Below are 23,818 nucleotides of genomic sequence, written 5' to 3'. Positions count from 1 at the left end.
ACACCTGCATCATGAAAAAGAAATCCGCGACCGCGCGCATCGAACCGTACACCCACCCGGCCGCCGGCTGGGGCGCGCTGAAAGCCGTCACGATCAACCTGATCAAGGAAAAGGTCGCCGGCGGCAACTACCGTACGCTGCTGCGCCAGAACCAGCCGGACGGCTTCGACTGCCCGGGCTGTGCATGGCCGGACCGACAGCACGCGTCGACGTTCGAATTCTGCGAGAACGGCGTGAAGGCCGTGGCCGCGGAAGCGACGAGCAAGCGCGTGACGCCCGAATTCTTCGCCGCGCACACGGTGACCGAACTGCTCGAACAATCGGATTTCGAGCTCGAACAGCACGGCCGGCTCACCGACCCGATGGCGTACGACGCACAGACCGACCGCTACGTGCCGATCGCGTGGGACGATGCTTTCGCGCTGATCGCGCGCCATCTGCGCGCGCTGCCCGACCCGAACCAGGCCGCGTTCTACACGTCCGGCCGCGCGAGCAACGAAGCGGCGTTCCTCTATCAACTGTTCGTGCGCCTGTACGGCACCAACAACTTCCCCGATTGCTCGAACATGTGCCACGAGGCGACGAGCCGCGGGCTGCCGGCGTCGGTCGGCGTCGGCAAGGGCACGGTCACGCTCGACGATTTCGAGCATGCGGACATGCTGCTGATCTTCGGCCAGAACCCCGCGACCAATCACCCGCGGATGATGGGCGAGCTGCGCGAGTGCGCGAAGCGCGGCGCGACGATCGTGTCGATCAACCCGCTGAAGGAGCGCGGCCTCGAGCGCTTCGCCGATCCGCAAAGCCCGCTCGAGATGCTGACGATGTCGGGCACGAAGATCGCATCGACGTTCATCCAGCCGACCATCGGCGGCGATTTCGCGCTGATCAAGGGGATGGCCAAGCGCGTGCTCGAACTCGACGACGCCGCGCGCGCCGCCGGTGCGCCGCGTGTGCTCGACACCGCGTTCATCGACGAGCACACGGCCGGCTTCGATGCGTTCGCCGACGATCTGCGCGCCGAAAGCTGGTCCGCGCTGACGGCCGAAAGCGGCGTGCCGTACGAGCAGATCGACGCGCTTGCGCAGCGCTATGCGCGCAGCGAACGCGTGATCGCGACGTGGGGGATGGGCATCACGCAGCACAAGCATTCGGTCGCCACGGTGCAGATGCTGACCAACCTGATGCTGATGCGCGGCAACATCGGCCGCCCCGGCGCCGGCCTGTGCCCGGTGCGCGGCCATTCGAACGTGCAGGGCAACCGCACGGTCGGCATCGAGGAAAAACCGTCGCAGGCGTTCCTCGACCGGCTCGGCCACGTGTTCGATTTCGAACCGCCGCGCCACCACGGCTACGACGTCGTCGAAACGATCGAAGGGATGCTCGACGGCCGCGTGAAGGTGCTGATCGGTCTCGGCGGCAACTTCGCGATGGCGACGCCGGACACGCCGCGCACGTGGGAAGGGATGCGCCGCTGCGCGCTTTCCGTGCACATCACGACGAAGCTGAACCGCAGCCACCTGATCCACGGCCGCGACGCGCTGATCCTGCCGACGCTCGGCCGCACCGAGATCGACCTGCAGGACAACGTCGTGCAAGGCGTGACGGTCGAGGATTCAATGAGCATGGTCCACGTGTCGTACGGGATGAACAAGCCGGCGTCGCCGAACCTGATGTCGGAGCCCGCGATCGTCGCGCACATGGCGCACGCGCTGTTCGGCAGCGGCAAGATCGACTGGCTCGCGTACAAGGACGACTACGCGAAGATCCGCGATGCGATCGAGGCGACGCTCGACGGCTTCTACGACTACAACACGCGCATCGCGCGGCCCGGCGGCTTCCACCTGCGCGTCGCGTCGCGCGACCGCGAATGGCTGACGCCGACGGGCAAGGCGAACTTCATCGCGCACGCGCTGCCGACCGACACGCCGATCCAGCGCGCCCGCGCGCTGCACGGCGAACGGCTGATGACGCTGATGACGACGCGCTCGCACGACCAGTACAACACGACCGTGTACGGGCTCGACGACCGCTATCGCGGCGTGTTCGGCCAGCGCCGCGTGGTGTTCGTCAACCGCGACGATCTCGCGATGCTCGGCCTCGCGGCCGGCGAATGGGTCGACATGGAAACGGTGTGGCACGACGGCATCGAGCGGCGCGCGAACGGCTTCCTGCTCGTCGAATACGACATCCCGCGCGGCTGCATCGGCGCGTACTACCCGGAAACCAACCCGCTCGTGCCGCTCGACAGCGTCGGCGACGTGTGCAACACGCCGACGTCGAAGTCGGTACCCGTGCTGCTGCATCGCGCGGCCGCGCCGGCGTCGATCGCTGCCTGACGGAGCACGACGATGATCGTTCGTCCGCGCGAGCACTGGCTGTGGATGCTCGATGCGCATCTCGACAAACTCGTCGCGATGGTGAGCGGCTGCGAGCGCATCGCGTCGACGCCGATTCCGTTTTCCTACGACGTGCTGCTGCCGTTCGGTCTCGTCGATTCGATCGGCGCGGCGACACTCTTCGTCACGGTGTTCGTCGCCTATACGCTGATCGCGCTCGATGCGATGACGCGACAGATCGAGCGCACGCTGCTCGAACTGAACCGCGAGCCGCTGCCGGCCGAAGTGACGCCCGGCCCGTCGTACCGACTCACCTGACCCGCTTCGCCTGACTCGCGCCGCTCAATCGCGGCGGCCGCGCAGGAAGCCGCCATGTTCGGCGGCCGCGTCCGCGATCCGTCGCAGCAGGACAATGCCGCTCAGCAATGCATGCGCGGCGTCGCCGTCGCGCGCGGCCACGCGACGCCGCAACAGGCGGGCCGCCGCGGCACACGTCTGCTCGAGCCGCGCGAAATCGGCCTGCGCGATGCGCCCACGCACCACCGCTGCCGCGCGGCGCGCGGCCGGCTCGCGCGTGGCCAGTTCGGCAAGCGACAGCAGGCTGTCGCCGAGCCCCCAGATCGCGAGCAGGTCACGCATGTCGCGCTCGATCAGCGTCTGCGGCAGGCTGCCCGCGAAACCGAGCTCGCGCCCGAGACGGTCGGCCGTGCGGCTCAGCCATGCGCTTGCGGACCATGCACGCGGATCGCGTGCGATGCCGGCCAGATCGCGACGCACCGCGCGGTGCAGACGCCGTCGGCTCGTGCCCGGATCGCCGGGAAACACCAGCGCGAATACCAGCGCGCCGAACGCGATGCCGAGCAGCGTCGCGAGCGCGCTGTTCAGAAACGCGGCGTCGCCGATGCGCGTCGTGTTGTCCGGCGACGTGAAATTCCAGAAGAAGATCGAGAACGCGCTGCCCATCGCGGCCGTGCGCGGATGACGCATCGCGACCCCGGTGCCGATCAGGAACATGCCGAGAATGTAGGCGAGCATCTCGAAGCCCGACACCGCCGGCAGCAGGATGAAGTTGCAGACGGCGCCCGCGACCGCCGCGCATGTCGTGCCTTTCATGAAACCGACGATCGCACGCACCGAATTGGGGCGTGTCGAGAACAGTGCGCTCACCACGGCCGTGATCGCAACGAAGCCGCCGCCTGACGGCCACGCGGTGAAGATCCAGATCGCCGACGCGGCCAGCACCGCGATGAACGCGCGAATGCCGTTGTGGCACGCGAGCACCGGATCGCGGTGGAACGCGTAACGCACGCGTGCAGAGGGAGGCACCGGCCGGTCGAACAATGCCAGGCTCGCGAATGCGCGGTCGAACCCGCCGAGCAGTGCCGACAGCCGGTCGAGCATGAGCAGGCGCGACGTGTCCGGGCCGGCCGGCACGGCGGCTTCGACACGCAGTGCATCGTCCACGCGCGCGCGCAGCGCCGCCATCTCGTGCGCCGCATCGCCCGACACGGCGACCCGGTCGAGCACGCTTGCCGCCTCGTCGACGAGCGGTTCCGGCGCATCGCCGCCGCGCGCCGCGTGTTCGCGAATCGCTTGCCCCGCGGCCTGCGCGGTGAGCACGCCGAGCGCCGCCGCGCGCACATGGCCGATCATGTTGCGCACCGGCGGTGCGCCGGCGGCCGCATATTCGGCCGCCGTGTCGAGTTCGAGCGCCTCCGCGAACAGCCGGTGCACGGCCGCGCCGTTCGGCTCGCGGCGCAGCGCGCCGGCGCCGAGCGCCACCGCGCGCTCGAGATAGCGCGCGAGCCGCGTCCGGACATCCTCCAGCGGTGTGCCCGGCGCGAACACCGTTTCGAACAGCGCACCGCACAGGATGCCGACCACCACGTACAGGAACCGCGCGACCGCGATATCGAACGCGTGCAGCGGCGCCGACACCGCGTCCATCGCGACGATCGCGGCCGTATAGCCTGCGAGCACCGCCGCATACGCGCGGAAATTCCGCTGGAACGTCGCGATACCCGCGCACAAGCCGATCCACGCGGCGAGCGCGGGCAGGAACAATTCGGGTGTCTGCGCGAACGCGCCGGTCAGCGCGAGCGCGACGGCCGCACCGATCGCGGTGCCGAGAATCCGGTACTGGCTCTTCGACAGCCCCATCCCGCGGCTGCCCTGCGCGACGATCCAGACGGTCGACGCGGCCCACATCGGATCGTCGAGATTCATCCGGAACGCGATATAGAGCGCGAGCAGCGACGCGGCCGTATTGCGGAGTGCGAAGGCAAGCGCGCCGGGCGGCAGCGTCGGCCGCGCGTCGCGCAGCGCGGCCCGGACGGCCGCGAGCGGCGGCATGCTGGGGAATGCGAATTTCATGCGGCGAGCATACGGTCGCGCGCCGGCCGCCACTACGGGGCAGCGGCGGGATGCGTTATTGCGCCGGGCGGGATAATCGGCTCGACCCGCGGCGATCCGGCCCGCGACGGTAAGATGCGCGCATGTCGAACACTGAAACGAATCGCATGGACCTCGAGAGCATCCGGATATTCCTGCGCGTGGTGGAGCGCGGCAGCTTCACGGCCGCCGCCACGCAACTCGACATGCCGCTCAGCCGCGTGAGCCGCAAGATCCGGCAGCTCGAGGACGACCTCGGCGTCCAGCTGCTGTACCGCACGACGCGTCGCGTGTCCGTCACCGAAGCCGGACGCGACTATTACGAACGCTGCCTGCGCGCCGAGGAGATCCTGCTCGATGCGGACCGTCAGGTGCGCGCGCTGCGCACGGAGCCCGAAGGCACGCTGCGCGTGCTGGTGCCCTACGCGATCGGCCTGTTCGAACTGGAACCGGCGCTCGCCGAATTTCGCCGGCGCTACCCGCTGGTCCAGCTCGTGCTGATCTACGACAACAGCGCGCTCGATCTCGTCGAACACGGCTTCGACGTCGCGCTGCGCACCGGCGTGCTGACGGATTCAGGCTATGTCGCGCGCTCGCTCGGCTGGTCGCACGCGAAGTTCGCGGCCAGCCCGCACTATCTCGACCGCGCCGGCCGGCCGCAGACGCCGCAGGATCTCGCCGATCACGACATCCTGTTCGTCGGCCGCGACACGCCCGGCCTGACGCTGCGCCTGACCAACGCGGCCGGCGACGTCGCCGACGTGCCGGTGCGGCCTGTGCTGATCTCGAACGAATCGGTCACGGTGCTGCGCCAGGCCGCGAGCGGCGGCGGCATCGCGCTGATTTCGACCCACTTCACCACACGGCGGCTCGCGAGCAACGAACTCGAAATCGTGCTGCCCGACTGGCACCGCACCGACGACGTCGAGCTGCACGCGCTGTACCCGAAGCGCGCGACACTCGACAGCAAGGTGCGTGCGTTCGTCGAATTCCTGACGGAAGTCTTTACTGCGTGGCGGGCCGCGTCGTAGTCGACTCGGCACGACCGGCAATCGATGCACGTCCGCTGCATTATTGCAGCGCAGGAAAGGAATTAATGAGCGCGCAAGCGTTGATCGCCGTTCGCCGCATCGTTAGCCTGTGCCGATGAAAAATGACCACACACGCGACGGCAGCCACCTGAGCGCTGCCCGCCGACGCGTCACGCGCGTCGCGCCGTCCTGACCGGCCTGCCTGCTTGCCGAAGCCGTCACGGCTTCGCCGATCCGATCGAACGCCTGAACCGCACGCCGCGCGCGAGCGGCCCTCCGCTTGGCCGGCCGCGCGCACGTCGCGCGTGTCCGCACGCGCGGCCGCCGCACGCCCGTGCGCGGTCGCCATCGGCGCATGCGCCCCGCGGGCCACTTTCCATCACGCAGGAACACCATGTCATCTCCGTCACCCCAGGCGCCGCTGTCGGGCGGCAAGCTCGCGATCGGCACGATCGCGGTATCGCTCGCGATGTTCATGAACGTGCTCGATTCGTCGATCGCGAACGTCGCGATCCCGACGATCTCGGGCGACCTCGGCGTGTCGGTCGACGAAGGCACGTGGGTGATCACGATCTTCGCGGCCGCGAACGCGGTGTCGATTCCGCTGACCGGCTGGCTCACGCAGCGCTTCGGCCAGGTGCGCCTGTTCGTCACGTCGATCCTGCTGTTCGTGTTCGCGTCGTGGCTGTGCGGGATCGCGCCGAACCTGCCGACGCTGCTCGCCGCGCGAATTCTGCAAGGGGCCGTGGCGGGACCGCTCGCGCCGCTGTCGCAGGCGCTGCTGCTCGGCGCGTGGCCGCGGCAGAAGTCGTCGACGGCGCTCGCGCTGTGGTCGATGACCGCGCTCGTCGGTCCGATCGCGGGGCCGTCGCTCGGCGGCTGGATCACGTACGACTACAACTGGTCGTGGATCTTCTACATCAACATTCCGGTCGGCTTCTTCGCGGCGGCCGTCACGTGGTTCGTGTTCCGCGATCGCGAATCGGCCACGCGCCGCCTGCCGATCGATACGGTCGGACTGCTGCTGCTCGTGCTGTGGGTCGCCTCGCTACAGATCATGCTCGACAAGGGCAAGGATCTCGACTGGTTCAATTCGCCCGTGATCGTCGCGCTGGGCATCGTCGCGCTGATCGGCTTCGCATTCTTCCTCATCTGGGAGCTGAACGAGGCCAACCCGATCGTCGACCTGCGGCTCTTCACGCAACGCAACTTCGCGGGCGGCACGATCGCGATCTCCGTCGCGTACGGGATGTTCTTCGGCACGCTCGTGCTGCTGCCGCAATGGATGCAGGGCTATCTCGGCTACCGCGCGGTCGATTCGGGGCTCGCCACGGCGCCGCTCGGCGTGTTCGCGATCCTGCTCACGCCGGTCATGGGGCGCCTGCTGCCGCGCACCGATCCGCGTTATATCGCGACGCTCGCGTTCGTCGGCTTCGCTGTCGTGTTCATGATGCGCACGACGTTCTACACCGACGTGTCGCGCTGGGATCTCGTGCTGCCGACGCTGCTGCAAGGCATTCCGATGGCGATGTTCTTCGTGCCGCTGACGTCGATCATCCTGTCCGGGCTGCCGCCCGACAAGATTCCGGCCGCGGCCGGCCTGTCGAATTTCGGTCGCACGTTCTGCGGCGCGGTGGGGACGTCGCTGATCAGCAATGCGTGGAACGACCGCACGATCCTGCATCACGTGCGGCTCACCGAACAGGCGAGCGTCACCAATCCGGTCTTCACGCAACAGCTCGACACGTCCCGTTCGCTGCTGCACCTGGGCCCCGATTCGGCGCTCGCGTTCTTCAATGCGTCGGTCGATTCGCAAGCGGCCGTGATGGGATTGAACGACATCTTCTACGTGTCGGCGATCATCTTCGTCGCGATCATCCCGCTCATCTGGATCACGAAACCGGTGCGCTCGGGCGGCGGCGATGCCGATGCGGCGGCGGCCGGCGCGCATTGATCCGCATGCGCGGCAGCGGCGCGCCTCGCGCCGACAGCGCGACGACCGGGCGATCCGCCGGTCGCGACGACAACCGAAGCGAGCGCCCGTCCGACAGCGGGCGCCGGTTGTATCGAATCGTTTCAACGCGCCAACGGCGTCAAATGCTGCGGGTATACTCCGTCGTCAGCCGCCTGCCGTGTCGTCGTCCGTCAAAAAGGCCCGATTCCAGGCGGTTTCGTCGCGAAGCTTCGCGTTTCGCTCCCCCGCGCCCCAGCCTCGATACGAGACACCCGACGACCGATCATGAAACGATTCCTGCTGCTTCTTCCCGCCGCCCTGCTCGCCGCCTGCGGCTCCGCACCCTCGTCCGATTCGGCCGGCTCGGGCGCCGCGCCGATGATCTACGTGTCGTCGCAACGTCCAGCCTACGCGGTCGCGAACTGCCTCGACAGCCGCCTGTCGGGCACCGAACAATCGCAGCACAACGGCGTCACCGACATCGCGGTCGGCTCGAATTCGTACTTCGTCACGCTGACGCCGTCGGGCAACGGCTCGGTGATCAAGGTCGTGCGCGGCTCGGGCAACGAACCGGCCGAGGAAGCGATGCGCTTCGCGGTCGCGCGCTGCGCGATCTGACGCCCTCCGGCGCCGGGCGCCCGCCCGGCCCTCCCGCCTGCCTGCCGCTGCGCGCCACCCGGCGCGCCTGCCGAATATTTTCATCCGGGTGCCCGTCGATGAGAGAATCGCACCACGATTCCCTTTCGAAGGAGCCCGCATGAAGCACCTGCTGTCCCGGCTGTTCGTCAGCGCCGCGCTCGTCGCGCTTGTTCCGGCGCTGCCGGCGCAGGCTGCCACGCCGCCCGGCATCTTCGTCGTCGCCACGCAGCTCGGCGAATTCACGACCCTCGACCCGAGCGGGATCTACGAACTGGTGCCGTCCGAATACGTCGCGAACACCTACGAGCGGCTGGTGCGCGTCGACCTGAAGGACCCGACGCGCTTCGACGGACAGATCGCGCAATCGTGGACGGTCGGCGCCGACGGCGTGACCTACACGTTCAAGCTGCGCCCGGGCCTTACGTTCCATTCCGGCAACCCGGTCACCGCCGACGACGTCGCGTGGTCGTTGCAGCGGACCATCCTGCTCGACAAGGGGCCGGCCGGCGTGCTCGCCGATCTCGGCCTCACGAAGGCGAACGTGACGCAGAAGGTGCGCGTGGTCGATCCGCAAACCGTCGTGCTCGAAACCGACCGCAAGTACGCGCCGAGCTTCGTGCTCAACGTGCTGAGCGCGTGCCCGGCCTCGGTCTTCGACAAGAAGCTGCTGCTGTCGCACCAGCAAGGCAACGATTTCGGCAGCGGCTGGCTGCGCACCAACGACGCGGGCTCGGGCCCGTACCAGCTCGTCAAGTGGACGCCGAACGAGAGCATCGTGCTGCAGCGCTTCGACAAATACCGCACGCCGTACCCGATGAAGCGCGTGGTGCTGCGCCACGTGCCCGAAGCGTCCGCGCAACGGCTGCTGCTGGAGAACGGCGACGCCGACGCCGCGCGCAACCTGAGCCCCGACAGCCTCGCCGCGCTGTCGAAGGCCGGCAAGATCAAGATCGCGTCGTGGCCGGTGTCGGCGCTGCTGTACCTGAGCCTGAACACGAAGAACCCGAACCTCGCGAAGCCCGAGGTGCAGCAGGCGATGAAGTGGCTCGTCGATTACGACGGCATCCAGCGCAACATCGTCAGCACGACCTACAAGGTGCATCAGACCTTCCTGCCCGAAGGCTTCCTCGGCGCGTCGAACGCGCGGCCGTACAAGCAGGACGTCGCGAAGGCGAAGGCGCTGCTCGCGAAGGCCGGCTTGCCGAACGGTTTCGACGTGACGATGGACATGCCGAACGACTATCCGTACCTCGAGATCGCGCAGGCGCTGCAGGCGAACTTCGCGCAGGGCGGCATCCGCGTGAAGCTGATTCCGGGCGACGCGAAGCAGGCGATCGGCAAGTACCGTGCGCGCCAGCACGACATCTTCGTCGGCGAATGGTCGCCCGACTACATGGACCCGAACAGCAACGCGCGCGGTTTCGCGTGGAATCCGGACAACTCGGACCAGTCGCCGACCAAGATGCTCGCGTGGCGCAACAGCTGGGACATTCCGCAACTGACGAAGGACACCGAGGCCGCGCTCGTCGAGCCGTCGCCCGCGAAGCGCGCGCAGCGTTACGAAGCGCTGCAGAAGGCCGTGCTCGCGAACTCGCCGTTCATCATCATGTTCGAGAAGGTCGTGCAGGTCGCCACGCGCCCCGGCGCGACCGGACCGGAAATCGGGCCGATCAACGACCTCGTGTCATACCGCACGCTCGCGAAGTAATCGCGGCTGCCCGCGCGTGCGGCCACGCCGCCGTGCGGGTAATCGCCGCGCGCCGCGGCGCTGGCGCCGGGCCGTGCGCGATCGACAATGACCGCCATCGGTCGGATACCGTGCCGCGCACACGTCACGGGACGAGAACGCGCATACCCGTTCAATTGAATGCCGCCCATACCAGGTACGCATTCAGCCCGACGATCACGACCGTCGCCGCGCCGGCGACGATCCGCAGCGGCATCCGCATCGCGTAAGCGCCCATCACGTCCTTGCGCGCCGACAGCATCAGCAGCGCGATCATCGGCATCGGCAGCACGAAGCTCAGCACGACCTGGCTGGCCACCATCGCCCGCGTGACGTCGCAGCCGAGCGCGACCACCACGAACGCGGGCGCGATCGTCACCGCGCGCCGCACCCAGATCGACATGCGGCGGCGGATGAAGCCCTGCATCACGACCTGCCCCGCCATCGTGCCGACCACCGAACTCGACACGCCGGAGGTCAGCAGCGCGACGAGAAACAGCGCGCCGGCCGCCGGCCCGAGCACCGGGATCAGCGTGTGATAGGCGTCGCCGATGTCGGTCATGCCGGGCGCGGCCGCGTGAAACGCCGACGACGCCATCATCACCATCGCGAGATTCACGAATCCGGCGAGCCCCAGCGCGATCACGACCTCGCGGTTCGAGAAACGCACGAGCCGCCGCCGCTCTCCGTCGTCGCGCGGCGCGGTGCGATCCTGCGTGAGGCCCGAATGCAGATACAGCGTATGCGGCATGATCGTCGCGCCGATGATGCCGACTGCGATCGTCAGCGCCGCATGATCCGGAATCTGCGGAACCACCAGATGGAACGCGGCCGCATGCCAGTCCTGCGGCGCGATCAGCAGTTCGCCGAGATAGCACGCGCCGATCACGCCGACCAGCGCCGCGATCGCCGCTTCCAGCGGCCGGAAGCCGCGTTTTTCGAGCGCGAGGATCGCGCAGGTCGCGAACGCGGTCGCGATCATCCCCGCGAGCAGCGACAGGTGGCACAACAACCCGAACGCAAGCGCGCCGCCGAGGAATTCGGCGAGATCGGTGGCCATCGCGGCGATCTCCGACGCGATCCACATGCCCCACACGACCGGCGCGGGGAAACGGTCGCGGCACAGCTCGGCGAGATTGCGGCCGGTCACGATGCCGAGCTTCGCCGACATCGCCTGGAACAGCATCGCGATCGCGTTCGCGGCCAGCACGACCCATAGCAGCCGGTACCCGTACGCGGCGCCGGCCTGGATGTTGGTCGCGAAGTTGCCGGGATCCATGTAGCCGATCGACGCGATCACGGCCGGGCCGACGAACGGCAGCAGCGCGGCGACGCCGGTGCGGCGCCCTTCCAGCGCGGCGCGCGCCGCGCCGTCGATAGGCTCGATGGACCGGCTCGGCAGCGCGAAGCCACCGGCAGGTTTGCTCGGGACGGGGATCATGTGAGTATTCCGTTCGAATAAGGACGGCTGATTGCGGATCGCGCCCGCCGTGGCCGGCATGCCGCGTGCCGGCCACGGCAAGACGCCGGCGACATTACAGCGGCACGACGTCGGGACGATTGCGCGGAAACTGCGCGATCACGTCCGGCGCGATGTTCAGGTGCGCTTCGACGAGCTTCGGCGGCGTGTGCGCGAGCCAGTCGGACAACGACACCTCCGCATAGCGGTCGGTCTTGAAGATCTCGAGGAACACGAGGTCGGTCTGCCCGGTGTTCTGCACGTAGTGGCCGAGGCTCTTCTTCACATAGCCGACGTCGCCCGCGCGGAAGTCGGCCGTCTGCGCCTTCGGCCCCGTGTCGAACACGGTCATCCGCGCCTCGCCCTGCAGGTAGTACTGCCATTCGTCGGCGTTCGGATGCCAGTGCAGCTCGCGCATGCCGCCCGGGTGCACGGTGACGAGCGCCGCCGCGACGGTCGTCGACACGTTGAAGTTGGTGCTGTCGGCGATCCGCACCTCGCCGCCGCGCGTCTTCCTGACCGGCTTCATGTCGCCGAGCGAAAACACGAACGGATGCGGCGGCGCACCGGCCGACGCGGCCGACGCGCGCTGCGCGTCCGCGAGCGGGCCCGGTTCGTCGCCCTGGAAGATCCACAGGTTGTCGAGCGGCACGTTCCTGAACGCGTCGGCCGGCACGCCGAAGTTGAGCGCGAGCACGTCGGGCGGCGTATGCGCGATCCAGTCGGTCAGCAACAGCGTGTTGAATTCCGATGCGCGGCCGTTATCGAATGCGAGCAGGAATTCGGCGCCGTCGCTGCCGAGGCCCTGCAGCGAATGCGGCAGGCCGGGCGGGAAATACCAGAGATCGCCGGTCTTGACGTCCTGCACCGACGGCCGCCCGAGTTCGTCGAGCACCGTGATCCGGCAGCGGCCGTCGAGCATGATCGCCCACTCGGCCTGCTGGTGCCAGTGCATCTCGCGAATGCCGCCGCGCGTCAGCCGCATATTGACGCCGGAGATGGTTTCGGAAATCGCGAAATCATCCTGCGTGACTTCGCGCGCCCATCCGCCATTCTGAATGCGCTTATGCGCATTATTGAAAGACGCCCAGAATAACGGCATCCCGTTGATATCGGTAGCCGGCGGATCCTGAAAGGACGGGAATTGATTGGCGATGGCCGGATTTTTAGGCCCCGGGTCGGTCAGGCTCTGACGGTTGCGCGCATTCACCGCGCCTTCCGGCGGGCTGTCCGGGTTACCGAACGAAGCGGCCTTCGCCGTTACCGCAATACCCGCCGCGGCAATGGCGCCGGCCGTACTCGTCAACATCCTGCGTCGAGAAAGATTCGTCATGATTTCCTCTTCATTTCTGCAATCGAGAGAATTTCCACTACGGAACACTTGCCGTTTTTCGAATTACCGAAAATCGAACATCCCGTGACGCAAGTTAAATCCATATTCATCTAAAAATTAAATGAATTATTAACCTGAATTAATGACTAAAACTGATCGATTTTAATTTTTTGTAATTATTGCGATGCAGCAATGGATGAATGGCGACGAGAAGAGATCGATAGGCGCGCCGCACGATGGCGACTCAATGCGATCGACGGGAACAGGAAAATGCGGATGCGCGTGCTTTCACCTGCCCGGCCCGGACCTGGACCGGGTCACTCCCGCGGCATGTCGGCAAGCCGTTGCGCAGCGAAGCGCAATCCGCCGAGAATGCGTTCGGCGATCCTTGCCGGAAACCCGGCCGGCAGCGCCGCGCCGACCGATTCGATCACGTGCGGCGTCATCGCAATCAGTCGTTCGACAATCGGCGTAGCGATATCGCCAAGCAGGCAATACTCCGCCATCGCAGTGAAGTGCCGGCGCGTGATGTCGCGCATCGCGTAGTGCTTGCGCTTGCCGTGCACGGCCATCGCGAGCTTCGCCTTGTGCCACGACCACTGGTTCGCGCCATCTCCCTCGACCGGCCAGATCGACATCACGTCGTAGAGCGGCGTCAGGTGGAAGCGGCCGCCGGGCAGCAGGCGCAGGCTGAAGTTCTTCGCATGCCCGTCCGGTGCGGCGAGCATCCAGAACACCACCAATGCGGCGAACAGCGTGTCGAGGTCGGCCTGCGCCGTTTCCGACCGGCGCAGGATGCCGGCCAGATCGGGCACGCCGGGGCCGCCCTGCGATTCGTATTTCAGATGCGGCGGCACGCCGAGCGCCTGGCAAAAATCCTCTTGCGGCAAGCGCAACAGCCATCCGCCATCACGATGCAGCACGCGATCGAAGCGCGCGACCGACAGCACCTTGTGTTCGCCGAAACGCAGGATGTCGGCATCCGCCGTCGGCAAGCCGAACGCGCGCAGGACCGCGAGGCACAGCCACTCGTTTTCGACGGATGTCGTCAGATCCGCACGCTTGTTGCCGACCAGCCCGAGCGGCAACTTGAGGATATGCGTGGTCGGCGTCGCGCCATGCGGACGCATCCATCGCCCGTCGTGAAACAGCAACGCGGTCTTTTCCTGCGCGCCGGCCAGCGACAGGCGGAAGTCGTCGTCGTCCTGCGCACCGCCCGCCGCCCCGCTCGCCTGATCGAGTACGCGCGCCACGTCGTCGTCGGACAACGGCGTACCGTCGATCCGGTCATGGCCGGTCGGGGCTTCATCCTCCCCGAGCAACTGCACCGCACCGACGCAGTCCCGGCCGAGCGCGGCGAGCAGATCGAACGGCTCGGTCGTCGCCGTGCCGAATCGCGACGCAAGCCGGCGCCGAATCGCGTCGCTGTCGGGCAGCAGATTGTCGAAGTAGTGGTTCACGCGCTCGCCGCGCAACGGCGCAGGGCCGATGCCGAACGGCAGCGACAGCGACAGCGGGCGGCCGGCATCCGACTGTTTCCAGCCGATGTCGTACAGCAACTCCATGTCGCCGCGCGCGGGAATCCGCCAGATGCCGACCCGCACGCCGTTGGCCCAGATCGATAGCGCGCGGCTGTGCGATTTGCGTCCCATCGATTACCACTCGACGTTGGCAGCGTCGCGCCCGTCCTTCGTGCGAATGCTGAGCTCGAGACCGTACAGCGCGGTCAGTTCGAGCAACTGCTTGAGCGACAGGCTTTCGGTGCGGATCGTTTCCAGCGACGACAGCCGCGATTGGCCGACGCCGATGCGTGCCGCCGCCTCGGCTTGCGTCAGCCCCTTGGCCTGACGCGCGGACGACAGGATTTCGCCCAGTTGAGCAGGGGTATTGACGATGAGATTCACGGCGCGGGTCCTCTATGCAATCCATGCAGTATATCTCTGACAGGCATAAACGCAAATTATCTCTGATACAAATAAACGCGAAATATCCCTGTCAGGAATATTTTCACACTACAGGGCGTGGCGGCCCCAGTCGTTGCGCGCACGCACCGCCCTATCGCCTCCTACCACCCCATAGTTTTTATTCGCTGGCGCCGATGATTTTGGCTTTGTCAGATAGATGACATCGAATCATCAAATGACAACGATCTAACAGCCCGATGACCTGCGCATTCGCCCACACCGTCGAATCCCGCTTTGCCGAGCTGACGCCGACCGCGAAACGCATCGCCAGCTACATGCTCGCGAATCTCGATCGGCTCGGCCTCGAAACCGCCGACCAGATCGCGCAGCAGACCGGCACCAGCGGCATTTCGGTCGGGCGTTTCCTGCGCAGCGTCGGTTACCGGAATCTCGACGACCTGAAACGCGAACTGCGCGGCGGCGGCGACCGCCCGTGGATGATCACCGACCGCCTCGACGAGTACCGCCGCGCCGCCGCCATGCCAACGACCGCCGACGCGCGCGACAGCGAGCGCAGCGCCGGCACGCTCGCCGCATCGCTCGACCGCGAACTCGACGCGATCCGCCACGTGTACCGGCTCGCCGAGGAACCGGTGTTCGCGCAGGTCGCGGACCGGATCGCGCATGCCGATGCCGTCTTCATCCTCGGCATCCAGTCGACGCGCGGCATCAGCAATGCGTTCAGCAGCTACCTCGAATACCTGCGCCCGCGCGTGTTCTATTCCGACGGCCAGTCGGGCTCGTACGTCGATTCGCTGAATTCCGAGTTCGAACGGCCGTACTGCATCGTCACCGATACGCGCGCCTATTCGCGCAGCGCGCGCCGCTATTGCCAGGCCGCCGCCGAGCGCGGCCAGCCGTTCGCGCTGGTCACCGATCTGTATTGCCCATGGGCGCGCGAATGGCCAGCGGATCTGCTGCAGGTGAAGACCGACGTCGGCCAGTTCTGGGATTCGCTCGCGCCGCTCACCTGCCTGTTCAACCTGCTGATCACCGCCGTGGTCGACCGCCTCGGTCCCGCGATCGACCGGCGCGTCGCGCGCAACCGCGAACTGCAGCGCACGTTCGACCAATTCGAATCCTGAGCGAACCGGACCGCCGATGAACCCGCACCGCCTCGTCGAAATCACGCCCGCCACGCATCGCGTCGAGATCGATCTCGTCTACGCGACCGAGCGCAACCTGACCGGCAAGCCGATCTACCGCCACGCGCACTGTCTGCTGCTCGAGCCGGCCGAAGCCGCGCTGCGCCGCGCGGTCGACGTCGCCGCGCAAGCCGGCTTCACGCTGCGCCTCTACGACGCATACCGGCCGCCGCAGGCGCAGCAGGTGCTGTGGGATTTCCTGCCCGACCCGAACTTCGTCGCCGATCTCGGCCGCGGGTCGAACCACAGCCGCGGCACCGCCATCGACCTGACGCTCGTCGACCCGAGCGGCGCGCCGCTCGACATGGGCACCGGCTTCGACGAGATGGTGGCCGCATCGGGCCACTTTCACGCGGGGTTGCCCGAGCCCGTGCAACGCAACCGTCTGCTGCTGCTCGGCGTGATGCACGCGGCCGGTTTCGCGCACATCGACAGCGAATGGTGGCACTACGAGCTGCCGGGTTCGCACGCGCTGCCGCCGATCGACAATGCGGCGAGCGGCCCGTGGCGCCTGATGTGACGACGCCGCACGCCCCCTTTTTCATGCACGTTCACGTTCAACGACTCAAACGACAGATGGAGAAGCGCCCATGAAATTCCCGACCTCCCCGCTCGTCGCGGCGCTGGCCGCCGCGTCCCTGCTCGCCGCCGTTCCGTTTTCCGCCGCCCGCGCGGAAACGCCGAAAGACATGTTCGTGATGGCCACGCTGCTCGACGAATTCACGACGCTCGACCCCGGCGAGATCTACGAGCTGGTGCCGGAGGAATACGTCGCGAACACGTACGACCGGCTCGTGCGCGTCGACCTGCGCGATCCGTCGAAATTCAACGGCGACGTCGCGCAGTCGTGGACGGTGAGCCCGGACGGGCTGACCTATACGTTCAAGCTGCGCGCGGGCCTCAAGTTCCACTCGGGCAACCCGCTGACGGCCGACGACGTCGCGTGGTCGATCCAGCGCACGGTGCTGCTCGACAAGGGCCCGGCCGCGGTGCTGACCGGCATCGGGCTCACGAAGGCCAACGTCGCGGCGAACGTGAAGAAGCTGGACGACCAGACGGTGTCGATCACGACCGACCACAAATACGCGCCGACCTTCGTGCTCAACGTGCTCGGCTCGTGGCCCGCGTCGGTGCTCGACAAGAAGCTGCTGCTGTCGCACCAGCAGGGCAACGATTTCGGCAACGCGTGGCTGAAGACAAATGAGGCCGGCTCCGGCGGCTACAAGCTCGTCAAGTGGGCGGCCGGCGACAGCATCGTGCTGCAGCGCTTCGACGGCTACCGGCTGCCGCTCGCGATGAAGCGCATCGTGCTGCGTCACGTGCCCGAAGCCGCGAGCCAGCGCCTGCTGCTCGAAAACGGCGACGTCGACGCGGCGCGCGACCTGAGCCCCGACGATCTCGCGTCGGTCGTGAAATCCGGCAAGGCGAAAGTATCGGCCTCGCCGCAGGCGACGCTGCTGTATCTCGGCCTGAACACGAAGAACCCGACGCTCGCGAAGCCCGACGTGCAGGAAGCGCTGAAGTGGCTGGTCGACTATGCGGGCATCCAGTCCAACGTCGTGAAGACGACCTACAAGGTGCACCAGACCTTCCTGCCCGAAGGCTTCCTCGGCACGCTGAATTCGAACCCGTACAAGCTCGACGTCGCGAAGGCGAAGGCGCTGCTCGCGAAGGCCGGCGTGCCGAACGGCTTCTCGGTGACGATGGACGTGCGCAACGACTATCCGTACACGGAGATCGCGCAGGCCGTGCAGGCGAACTTCGCGCAGGCGGGCGTCAAGGTGCAGTTGATCCCCGGCGACAACAAGCAGACGCTCGCGAAATACCGCGCACGCCAGCACGACATCTACATCGGCGAATGGTCGGCCGACTACATCGATCCGCACAGCAACGCACAGGGTTTTGCATGGAATCCGGACAACGGCGACAAATCGAGCTATAAGATGCTGGCCTGGCGCAACAGCTGGGACATTCCGCAACTGACGAAGGAGACCGACGCCGCGCTCGCCGAGCCGACCGCCGCGCAACGCGCGCAGCGGTACCAGGCGATGCAGAAGGCGATGCTCGCGCGCTCGCCGTTCGTGATCATGTTCGAGAAAGTCGCGCAGGTCGCCACGCGGCCCGGCGTGAGCGGGCTCGAAGTCGGGCCGATCAACGATCTCGTGTCGTACCGCAACCTGAAGAAGCAATAAGAATCGCCGCATGTCGACTCCCGCCTCCTCCCTCGAAGCACTGCGCACGCTGCCCGCGCGGCGCCCGGCCGTACGCTGGGCGCTGCGCGTGGTGCGCTGGGCGCTCACGCTCGCCGTCACGTTCGCGGGATTGCTCGCGCTGACGTTCGTGATCGGCCGCAAGGTGCCGATCGATCCCGTGCTCGCGATTCTCGGCGATCGCGCGTCCGCCGAAGCGTACGCGGCCGAGCGCATCGCACTCGGCCTCGACAAGCCGCTCGTCACGCAGTTCCTGATCTACGCGCGCGACGTGCTGCACGGCAATCTCGGCATGTCGCTGCTGACCGCGAACCCGGTGCTCGACGACATCAGGCGCGTGTTTCCGGCCACGCTCGAACTCGCGACGATCGCGACGTTGATCGGCATCGCGATCGGCGTGCCGCTCGGCGTCGCGGCCGCGGTGAAGCACAACCGCCCGATCGATCACATCGCGCGCTTCGTCGGGCTGATCGGCAATTCGGTGCCGGTGTTCTGGCTCGGCCTGATGGGGCTGCTGCTGTTCTATGCGCGGCTGCACTGGGTCGGCGGGCCCGGCCGGCTCGATCCCGTGTACGACGGAATGGTCGACCCGCGCACGGGCAGCCTGTTGCTCGACGCGGCGCTCGCCGGCGAGTGGGACGTGTTCCGCAACGCGGTGTCGCACATCGCGCTGCCGGCCGCGATCCTCGGCTACTACTCGGTCGCATACCTGAGCCGGATGACGCGCTCGTTCATGCTCGACCAGTTGAGCCAGGAATACATCGTCACCGCGCGCGCGAAGGGCCTCTCGGAGCGGCGCGTGATCTGGCGGCATGCGTTCGGCAACATCGCGGTGCCGCTGCTGACCGTGATCGCGCTCACGTACAGCAACCTGCTCGAAGGCTCGGTGCTGACCGAGATCGTGTTTGCGTGGCCGGGGCTCGGCTCATACCTGACCGGCGCGCTGCTGAACGCCGACATGAACGCGGTGCTCGGCGCGACGCTCGTGATCGGCGCGATGTTCATCACCGTCAACCTGCTGACCGATGCGCTGTACCGCGTGTTCGATCCGCGTGCACGCTAAAGGACCGCCCCGACATGACCGCTTTCACCCCGCTTTTTTCATCGCCGATGCCGAAGGTCGTCCAATCATGAATGCCGAGCGTCTCACATTGCGCGCGTGGCTGCTGTCCGATGCGCCCGCGTCGCGCTCGCAAGCCGCGTTCGGCCTCGCGTACCGCCGCTGGCGCCGGTTCGCCACGAATCCGCTCAACCTGTTCGGGCTCGCGATCCTGGTCGCGCTGATCGTCGTCGCTATCGTCGGCCCGCTGATCATGCCTCACGATCCGCTGCGCCAGGTGCTGTCCGACCGGCTGCTGCCGCCCGGCTCCGCATCGCACTGGCTCGGCACCGACCAGCTCGGCCGGGACATCCTGTCGCGGCTGATCGCCGGGTCGCGCCTGACGCTCGGCATCGCGCTGCTCGTCGTCGTGATCGTCGTGCCGATCGGCCTGTTGATCGGCACGACGGCCGGCTATTGCGGCGGCTTCGTCGACAGCGTGCTGATGCGCATCACCGACATCGCGCTCGCGTTCCCGAAGATCGTGCTCGCGCTCGCGTTCGCGGCCGCCCTCGGGCCCGGCGTGATCAACGCGGTCGTCGCGATCTCGATCACCGCGTGGCCGGCCTACGCGCGGCTCGCGCGCGCGGAGACGATCCGCATCGCGCAGGCCGACTACATTCACGCGGCACGGCTGCAAGGCGCGTCGGGCCCGCGCATCCTGCTGCGCTACATCATGCCGCTGTGCATGTCGTCCGTGATCGTGCGCGCGACGCTCGACATGGCCGGCATCATCCTGACCGTCGCGGGCCTCGGCTTTCTCGGCCTCGGCGCGCAGCCGCCGAGCCCCGAGTGGGGCTTCATGGTCGCGTCGGGCCGCAACGTGCTGCTCGACGCATGGTGGGTCGCGACGCTGCCCGGCATCGCGATCCTGCTCGTGAGTCTCGCGTTCAACCTGCTCGGCGACGGGCTGCGCGACGTCTTCGATCCGCGTCATGGAGCGTGACATGCCAATGAATTCCACCGCCGCGCCGGCCGCACCGCTCTGCGAGATCGACGGCCTGAAGATCGGCTTTCGCGGCCACGACGGCGTCGTCACCGACGCGGTGCGCGACCTGTCGCTGACGCTTGCGCCCGGCGAACGGCTCGGCATCGTCGGTGAATCGGGCTCCGGCAAGTCGCTGACCGGCCGCGCGCTGCTCGGCCTGCTGCCCGACGCCGCACGCTGCTCGGCCCGCACGATGCGCTTCGCGGGCCACGACCTGCTCGCGATGTCGCCGCGCGAACGCCGGCGCCTGTGCGGCAGCCAGATGGGGATGATCCTGCAGGACCCGAAGTATTCGCTGAACCCGGTGATGACGGTCGCGAAGCAGATGGGCGAAGCGTTCCGGCGGCACGAGCCGAACCTGCGCGGCCGCGCGCTGCGCGAGCGGATCGTCGACGCGCTCGCGGCCGTGCAGATCCGCGACCCGGCGCGCGTCGCCGATGCGTATCCGCACGAGCTGTCCGGCGGCATGGGCCAGCGCGTGATGATCGCGATGATGGTGTCGACGGGCCCGCGCCTGCTGATCGCCGACGAGCCGACGTCCGCGCTCGACGTCGCCGTGTCGATGCAGGTGCTCGCGGTGCTCGACGCGATGATCGCGCGGCACGGCACGGGGCTGATGTTCATCAGCCACGACCTGCCGCTCGTGATGTCGTTCTGCGATCGCGTCGCGGTGATGTATGCCGGCCGCGTGGTCGAGACCTGCGCCGCGCGCGACCTGCGCGACGCATCTCATCCCTATACGCGCGGGCTGCTCGCGGCGAACCCGCCGCTCGCGAACCCGCCCGATGAATTGCCGGTGTTGCAGCGCGATCCGGCGTGGCTCGACGCCGTTTCGCCTGCAAGCGCCGCGATGGCACAACAGGAGGCCACACGATGATCGACGTCGATCACGTCTCGATCCGTTTTCCGACCCGTACGGGCCATGTCGATGCCGTGCGCGATGCGAGCTTCGCGGTGTGCGACGGCGAAGTGTTCGGACTCGTCGGCGAATCGGGTTCCGGCAAGTCGACGCTGCTGCGTGCGCTGACGGGCCTCGTGCCGCTCGCATCCGGCCGCCTGTCGATCGACGGCCGCCCAGTGGGCGGCACACCGGATCGCGCGTTCCGCCGCCACGTACAGATGGTGTTCCAGGATCCGTACGCGTCGCTGCATCCGCGCTTCACGGTCGACCAGACGCTGCGCGAGCCGCTGTCGATCCATGCGATCGGCGACGCCGATGCGCGGATCGCCCGCGCGCTGTCCGAGGTCGGGCTCGGCCCGGCGTTCCGCTTCCGCTATCCGCACCAGTTGTCGGGCGGCCAGCGCCAGCGTGTCGCGATCGCGCGCGCGCTGATCGTCGAGCCGCGCGTGCTGCTGCTCGACGAACCGACCTCCGCGCTCGACGTGTCGGTACAGGCCGAGATCCTGAACCTGCTGCGCCGCCTGCATCGCGAGCGCAACCTGACGATGATCCTCGTGAGCCACAACCTCGCGGTGATCGGCTTCCTGTGCCAGCGGGTCGCGGTGATGCAGCATGGCGAGATCGTCGAGCAGCTCCGGATCGAGGACGTGCGCGCCGGGCAGGTGGCGCGCGACTACACGCGCACACTGCTGCGCGCGACCGAAGGCTACCGCCGTCTGGACCCGGCGATCGACGCGCCGGCGGCCTGACGCGCGGCGCTCGGCGAAAGTACGACCCTGCGCGCGTCGCATGACATGACCCGAACGCGACGCGATAGGCCGGCCGCCGTCATGCTCCGTCGGCCGGTCATTCCAGTTCCAGCCCGCTTCGAATAGCGCGACCACCGAAATCGGCCCCTCGACCGATTTCCGGCATCGGCATGCCCGCCCACGCGAGCCCCTCCTGCCGGCCCCCACGTCCCTCCGCCTGCCTGCCGGCTTCTTCAAAAATTAGTACGTGTACTAGAAGAAATCCCAATCCATTCGTACCAGTCAAATTACAAAATCCTTACGTAAATCGCATAATTTCATCCGAAACGCGCCATCCTGAGATTTAAATTCAACCCGCGCTTTCGAAAACCGAAGTTTATTTGGAGATTTAAATATGCGAATCATCAAGCGCAGCGCAATCCCGTTCCTGCTCGCCGTCGCGAGCGCAGCCGGTTCGTCCGCGGCCTACGCGGCGGACGGCACCGTCAACTTCTACGGCAACGTCATCGCGTCGACATGCAGCGTCGAGGGCGGTTCGGATCTCTCCGTCCCGCTGCCGCCGGTCAGCACCACCGCGCTCGCCGATGTCGGCGCCGTCGCCGGTCGCAGCGCGTTCTCGCTGGCGCTCAAGGGCTGCGCGGTCGGCGATGGCAATCCGGTGAAGGTCGGCGTCATGTTCGAAAACGGCACGAACGTCGATCAGTCGAGCGGCCGACTGACGATCGACACGGGCGCCAAGGCCGCCGAAGGCGTCCAGATCAACGTGCTGGATTCGCAGCAGAAGCTGATTCCGGTCGGCGCGCAAACCGGCGCGAGCACCGAGATGGCCACCATCGATGCCGACGGCAAGGCGAAGCTGAACTACTTCGCCGAATACTACGCCTCGGGCGCCGTGAAGGCCGGCGACGTCAAGTCGCGTGTCGAGTACTCGCTGATCTACCAGTAAGGACGAGACCTGGAGGTCGCCGCCCCGGCGATCTCCAAGCGTCACGCCGTGCGGCGCGGAAACCGCCGCATCCGCCTGCTCCCTGCCCCAACGATCCGAGTCCGCACGCCCATGAAACTGTTGAAGCTCCTCCGTACGCTGGCCCTCGCCGTCACCGCATTCGCGTCGCAAGCCGATGCGAGCGTCGTGATCGCCGGCACGCGCGTCATCTTCCCGTCCAGCGAGCGCGAAGTCACGATCCAGCTCACGAACGACAGCAAGCGTCCGGCGCTGGTGCAGGCGTGGCTCGACGAAGGCGACAGCCGCGCGTTGCCCGAGAACATCGACGTGCCGTTCACGCTGACGCCGTCGGTCTTCCGGATGGAAGCCGGCAATGGCCAGGCGCTGCGTCTCGTGCATACCGGCGAACCGCTTCCTGCCGATCGGGAATCGCTGTTCTGGCTGAATGTGCTCGAAGTGCCGCCGAAGGCGTCCGCGGAAGAAGATCGCAACCGCATACAGTTGGCGTTCCGCTCACGCATCAAGATCATGTATCGCCCCGCCGGACTGGCCGGCAATGTGGACGACGCACCGATGCAGCTCGACTGGCACGTGGTTCGCATCGACGGAGGCTATGCGCTCGAGGCAAGCAATCCGACGCCGTTCGTTGTCAATTTCGGCAACGTGCTGCTGAAGTCGGCCGGGCGCAAGCACGACGCAGGCATGGGTTACGTGCTGCCCCGAAGCACGCAACGGTTCCCGATCAAGGATCTCGCCAGCGCACCAGCCGCGGGCGCGACGGTCGAATTCGGCAGCATCAACGACTGGGGCCGGGCAACCGACATCGAACGTCCGGTCGGTATCGCACCGTAACTCGACCGAGGCCCTCGACGCGCACCAACGGCGCGTGCCGGCCGCTTCACCTCTTTTCGTCCATCGCCGTTTCGGCCGTCCCGACGACCGGCACG

General features: G+C 67.2%; 19 protein-coding genes and 1 pseudogene. 15 read left to right on the top strand and 5 right to left on the bottom strand.

Annotation, left to right across the window (positions count from 1 at the left end; genetic code table 11):
* Positions 1–11 precede the first annotated feature (11 nt).
* Both KR541_RS25640 and KR541_RS25635 read left to right on the top strand, forming a co-directional pair.
* Positions 12–2,336 (top strand): FdhF/YdeP family oxidoreductase, encoded by a 2,325-nt coding sequence (locus tag KR541_RS25640; RefSeq protein WP_050012812.1) that lies wholly within the window; start codon positions 12–14, stop codon positions 2,334–2,336.
* Positions 2,337–2,375: 39 nt separating this feature from the next.
* Positions 2,376–2,654 (top strand): annotated as a pseudogene (locus KR541_RS25635) (hypothetical protein); the annotation flags it as partial.
* A gap of 24 nt (positions 2,655–2,678) precedes the next feature.
* On the opposite strand, the gene KR541_RS25630 reads toward KR541_RS25635, so the two are convergent.
* On the bottom strand, positions 2,679–4,709 hold the full coding sequence (locus KR541_RS25630; protein WP_176015776.1) for an FUSC family protein: 2,031 nt from the start codon (positions 4,707–4,709) through the stop codon (positions 2,679–2,681).
* 146 nt (positions 4,710–4,855) lie between these two features.
* Between KR541_RS25630 and KR541_RS25625 the strand changes: the two genes are divergently transcribed.
* The 4 genes from KR541_RS25625 (at position 4,856) to KR541_RS25610 (ending at position 10,059) form a co-directional block, all read left to right on the top strand.
* Positions 4,856–5,758, top strand: a complete 903-nt coding sequence (locus tag KR541_RS25625; protein ID WP_050012814.1) for a LysR family transcriptional regulator — start codon at positions 4,856–4,858, stop codon at positions 5,756–5,758.
* A gap of 394 nt (positions 5,759–6,152) precedes the next feature.
* Positions 6,153–7,712 (top strand): DHA2 family efflux MFS transporter permease subunit, encoded by a 1,560-nt coding sequence (locus tag KR541_RS25620; RefSeq protein ID WP_050012815.1) that lies wholly within the window; start codon positions 6,153–6,155, stop codon positions 7,710–7,712.
* 285 nt (positions 7,713–7,997) lie between these two features.
* Complete coding sequence (locus KR541_RS25615; RefSeq protein ID WP_050012816.1) at positions 7,998–8,330, top strand: sugar ABC transporter ATPase; 333 nt, start codon at positions 7,998–8,000, stop codon at positions 8,328–8,330.
* 139 nt (positions 8,331–8,469) lie between these two features.
* Positions 8,470–10,059: an ABC transporter substrate-binding protein gene (locus tag KR541_RS25610; protein WP_089489446.1), complete on the top strand. Its 1,590-nt coding sequence runs from the start codon at positions 8,470–8,472 to the stop codon at positions 10,057–10,059.
* Between the two features lie 151 nt (positions 10,060–10,210).
* On the opposite strand, the gene KR541_RS25605 is transcribed toward KR541_RS25610, so the two are convergent.
* From KR541_RS25605 to KR541_RS25590, 4 genes are all read right to left on the bottom strand, one after another.
* Entirely contained in the window at positions 10,211–11,518 is a 1,308-nt protein-coding gene (locus tag KR541_RS25605) for an Nramp family divalent metal transporter (protein WP_216089880.1), read from the bottom strand.
* 94 nt (positions 11,519–11,612) lie between these two features.
* Entirely contained in the window at positions 11,613–12,869 is a 1,257-nt protein-coding gene (locus tag KR541_RS25600; protein WP_050012819.1) for an oxalate decarboxylase family bicupin, read from the bottom strand.
* A 317-nt stretch (positions 12,870–13,186) separates the two neighbouring features.
* Positions 13,187–14,521, bottom strand: coding sequence for a type II toxin-antitoxin system HipA family toxin (locus KR541_RS25595; RefSeq protein WP_050012820.1), 1,335 nt, complete (start codon positions 14,519–14,521; stop codon positions 13,187–13,189).
* 3 nt (positions 14,522–14,524) lie between these two features.
* Positions 14,525–14,773, bottom strand: a complete 249-nt coding sequence (locus KR541_RS25590) for a helix-turn-helix domain-containing protein (protein WP_050012821.1) — start codon at positions 14,771–14,773, stop codon at positions 14,525–14,527.
* Positions 14,774–15,030: 257 nt separating this feature from the next.
* Between KR541_RS25590 and sapR the strand changes: the two genes are divergently transcribed.
* The 9 genes from sapR to KR541_RS25545 all read left to right on the top strand — a co-directional run bounded on the left by sapR (position 15,031) and on the right by KR541_RS25545 (position 23,723).
* The gene (gene sapR, locus KR541_RS25585) at positions 15,031–15,918 is read left to right on the top strand and encodes a sap1 transcriptional regulator SapR (protein WP_050012822.1); all 888 of its coding nucleotides are present in this window, start codon (positions 15,031–15,033) and stop codon (positions 15,916–15,918) included.
* Positions 15,919–15,934: 16 nt separating this feature from the next.
* Positions 15,935–16,498, top strand: a complete 564-nt coding sequence (gene ddpX / locus KR541_RS25580; protein ID WP_050012823.1) for a D-alanyl-D-alanine dipeptidase — start codon at positions 15,935–15,937, stop codon at positions 16,496–16,498.
* A 70-nt stretch (positions 16,499–16,568) separates the two neighbouring features.
* Complete coding sequence (locus tag KR541_RS25575) at positions 16,569–18,170, top strand: ABC transporter substrate-binding protein (RefSeq protein WP_050012824.1); 1,602 nt, start codon at positions 16,569–16,571, stop codon at positions 18,168–18,170.
* Between the two features lie 10 nt (positions 18,171–18,180).
* Entirely contained in the window at positions 18,181–19,251 is a 1,071-nt protein-coding gene (locus KR541_RS25570) for an ABC transporter permease (RefSeq protein WP_050012825.1), read from the top strand.
* 67 nt (positions 19,252–19,318) lie between these two features.
* Positions 19,319–20,233, top strand: coding sequence for a nickel transporter permease (nikC, locus tag KR541_RS25565; RefSeq protein ID WP_050012826.1), 915 nt, complete (start codon positions 19,319–19,321; stop codon positions 20,231–20,233).
* Position 20,234: 1 nt separating this feature from the next.
* Positions 20,235–21,152 carry an ABC transporter ATP-binding protein gene (locus tag KR541_RS25560; protein WP_050012827.1) on the top strand — a complete coding sequence of 306 codons (918 nt, stop codon included), beginning with the start codon at positions 20,235–20,237 and terminating at the stop codon, positions 21,150–21,152.
* Entirely contained in the window at positions 21,149–21,925 is a 777-nt protein-coding gene (locus KR541_RS25555) for an ABC transporter ATP-binding protein (RefSeq protein ID WP_050012828.1), read from the top strand. Before KR541_RS25560 ends, KR541_RS25555 begins: the two co-directional genes overlap by 4 nt.
* A gap of 394 nt (positions 21,926–22,319) precedes the next feature.
* Positions 22,320–22,871 carry a fimbrial protein gene (locus KR541_RS25550; protein ID WP_050012829.1) on the top strand — a complete coding sequence of 184 codons (552 nt, stop codon included), beginning with the start codon at positions 22,320–22,322 and terminating at the stop codon, positions 22,869–22,871.
* A 111-nt stretch (positions 22,872–22,982) separates the two neighbouring features.
* On the top strand, positions 22,983–23,723 hold the full coding sequence (locus KR541_RS25545) for a fimbrial biogenesis chaperone (protein ID WP_050012830.1): 741 nt from the start codon (positions 22,983–22,985) through the stop codon (positions 23,721–23,723).
* Positions 23,724–23,818 lie beyond the last annotated feature (95 nt).

The organism is Burkholderia sola (assembly GCF_905400185.1).
GTDB classification, from domain to species: domain Bacteria; phylum Pseudomonadota; class Gammaproteobacteria; order Burkholderiales; family Burkholderiaceae; genus Burkholderia; species Burkholderia sola.
Note: the sequence above shows the minus strand (reverse complement) of the source record. Positions and strands in the feature narration are given on the sequence as shown.

Coding starts and splice junctions, on each gene's coding strand:
- KR541_RS25640 (WP_050012812.1), top strand. CDS start 12: ATGAAAAAGAAATCCGCGACCGCGCGCATCGAACCGTACACCCACCCG.
- KR541_RS25630 (WP_176015776.1), bottom strand. CDS start 4,709: ATGAAATTCGCATTCCCCAGCATGCCGCCGCTCGCGGCCGTCCGGGCC.
- KR541_RS25625 (WP_050012814.1), top strand. CDS start 4,856: ATGGACCTCGAGAGCATCCGGATATTCCTGCGCGTGGTGGAGCGCGGC.
- KR541_RS25620 (WP_050012815.1), top strand. CDS start 6,153: ATGTCATCTCCGTCACCCCAGGCGCCGCTGTCGGGCGGCAAGCTCGCG.
- KR541_RS25615 (WP_050012816.1), top strand. CDS start 7,998: ATGAAACGATTCCTGCTGCTTCTTCCCGCCGCCCTGCTCGCCGCCTGC.
- KR541_RS25610 (WP_089489446.1), top strand. CDS start 8,470: ATGAAGCACCTGCTGTCCCGGCTGTTCGTCAGCGCCGCGCTCGTCGCG.
- KR541_RS25605 (WP_216089880.1), bottom strand. CDS start 11,518: ATGATCCCCGTCCCGAGCAAACCTGCCGGTGGCTTCGCGCTGCCGAGC.
- KR541_RS25600 (WP_050012819.1), bottom strand. CDS start 12,869: ATGACGAATCTTTCTCGACGCAGGATGTTGACGAGTACGGCCGGCGCC.
- KR541_RS25595 (WP_050012820.1), bottom strand. CDS start 14,521: ATGGGACGCAAATCGCACAGCCGCGCGCTATCGATCTGGGCCAACGGC.
- sapR (WP_050012822.1), top strand. CDS start 15,031: ATGACCTGCGCATTCGCCCACACCGTCGAATCCCGCTTTGCCGAGCTG.
- ddpX (WP_050012823.1), top strand. CDS start 15,935: ATGAACCCGCACCGCCTCGTCGAAATCACGCCCGCCACGCATCGCGTC.
- KR541_RS25575 (WP_050012824.1), top strand. CDS start 16,569: ATGAAATTCCCGACCTCCCCGCTCGTCGCGGCGCTGGCCGCCGCGTCC.
- KR541_RS25570 (WP_050012825.1), top strand. CDS start 18,181: ATGTCGACTCCCGCCTCCTCCCTCGAAGCACTGCGCACGCTGCCCGCG.
- nikC (WP_050012826.1), top strand. CDS start 19,319: ATGAATGCCGAGCGTCTCACATTGCGCGCGTGGCTGCTGTCCGATGCG.
- KR541_RS25560 (WP_050012827.1), top strand. CDS start 20,235: ATGCCAATGAATTCCACCGCCGCGCCGGCCGCACCGCTCTGCGAGATC.
- KR541_RS25555 (WP_050012828.1), top strand. CDS start 21,149: ATGATCGACGTCGATCACGTCTCGATCCGTTTTCCGACCCGTACGGGC.
- KR541_RS25550 (WP_050012829.1), top strand. CDS start 22,320: ATGCGAATCATCAAGCGCAGCGCAATCCCGTTCCTGCTCGCCGTCGCG.
- KR541_RS25545 (WP_050012830.1), top strand. CDS start 22,983: ATGAAACTGTTGAAGCTCCTCCGTACGCTGGCCCTCGCCGTCACCGCA.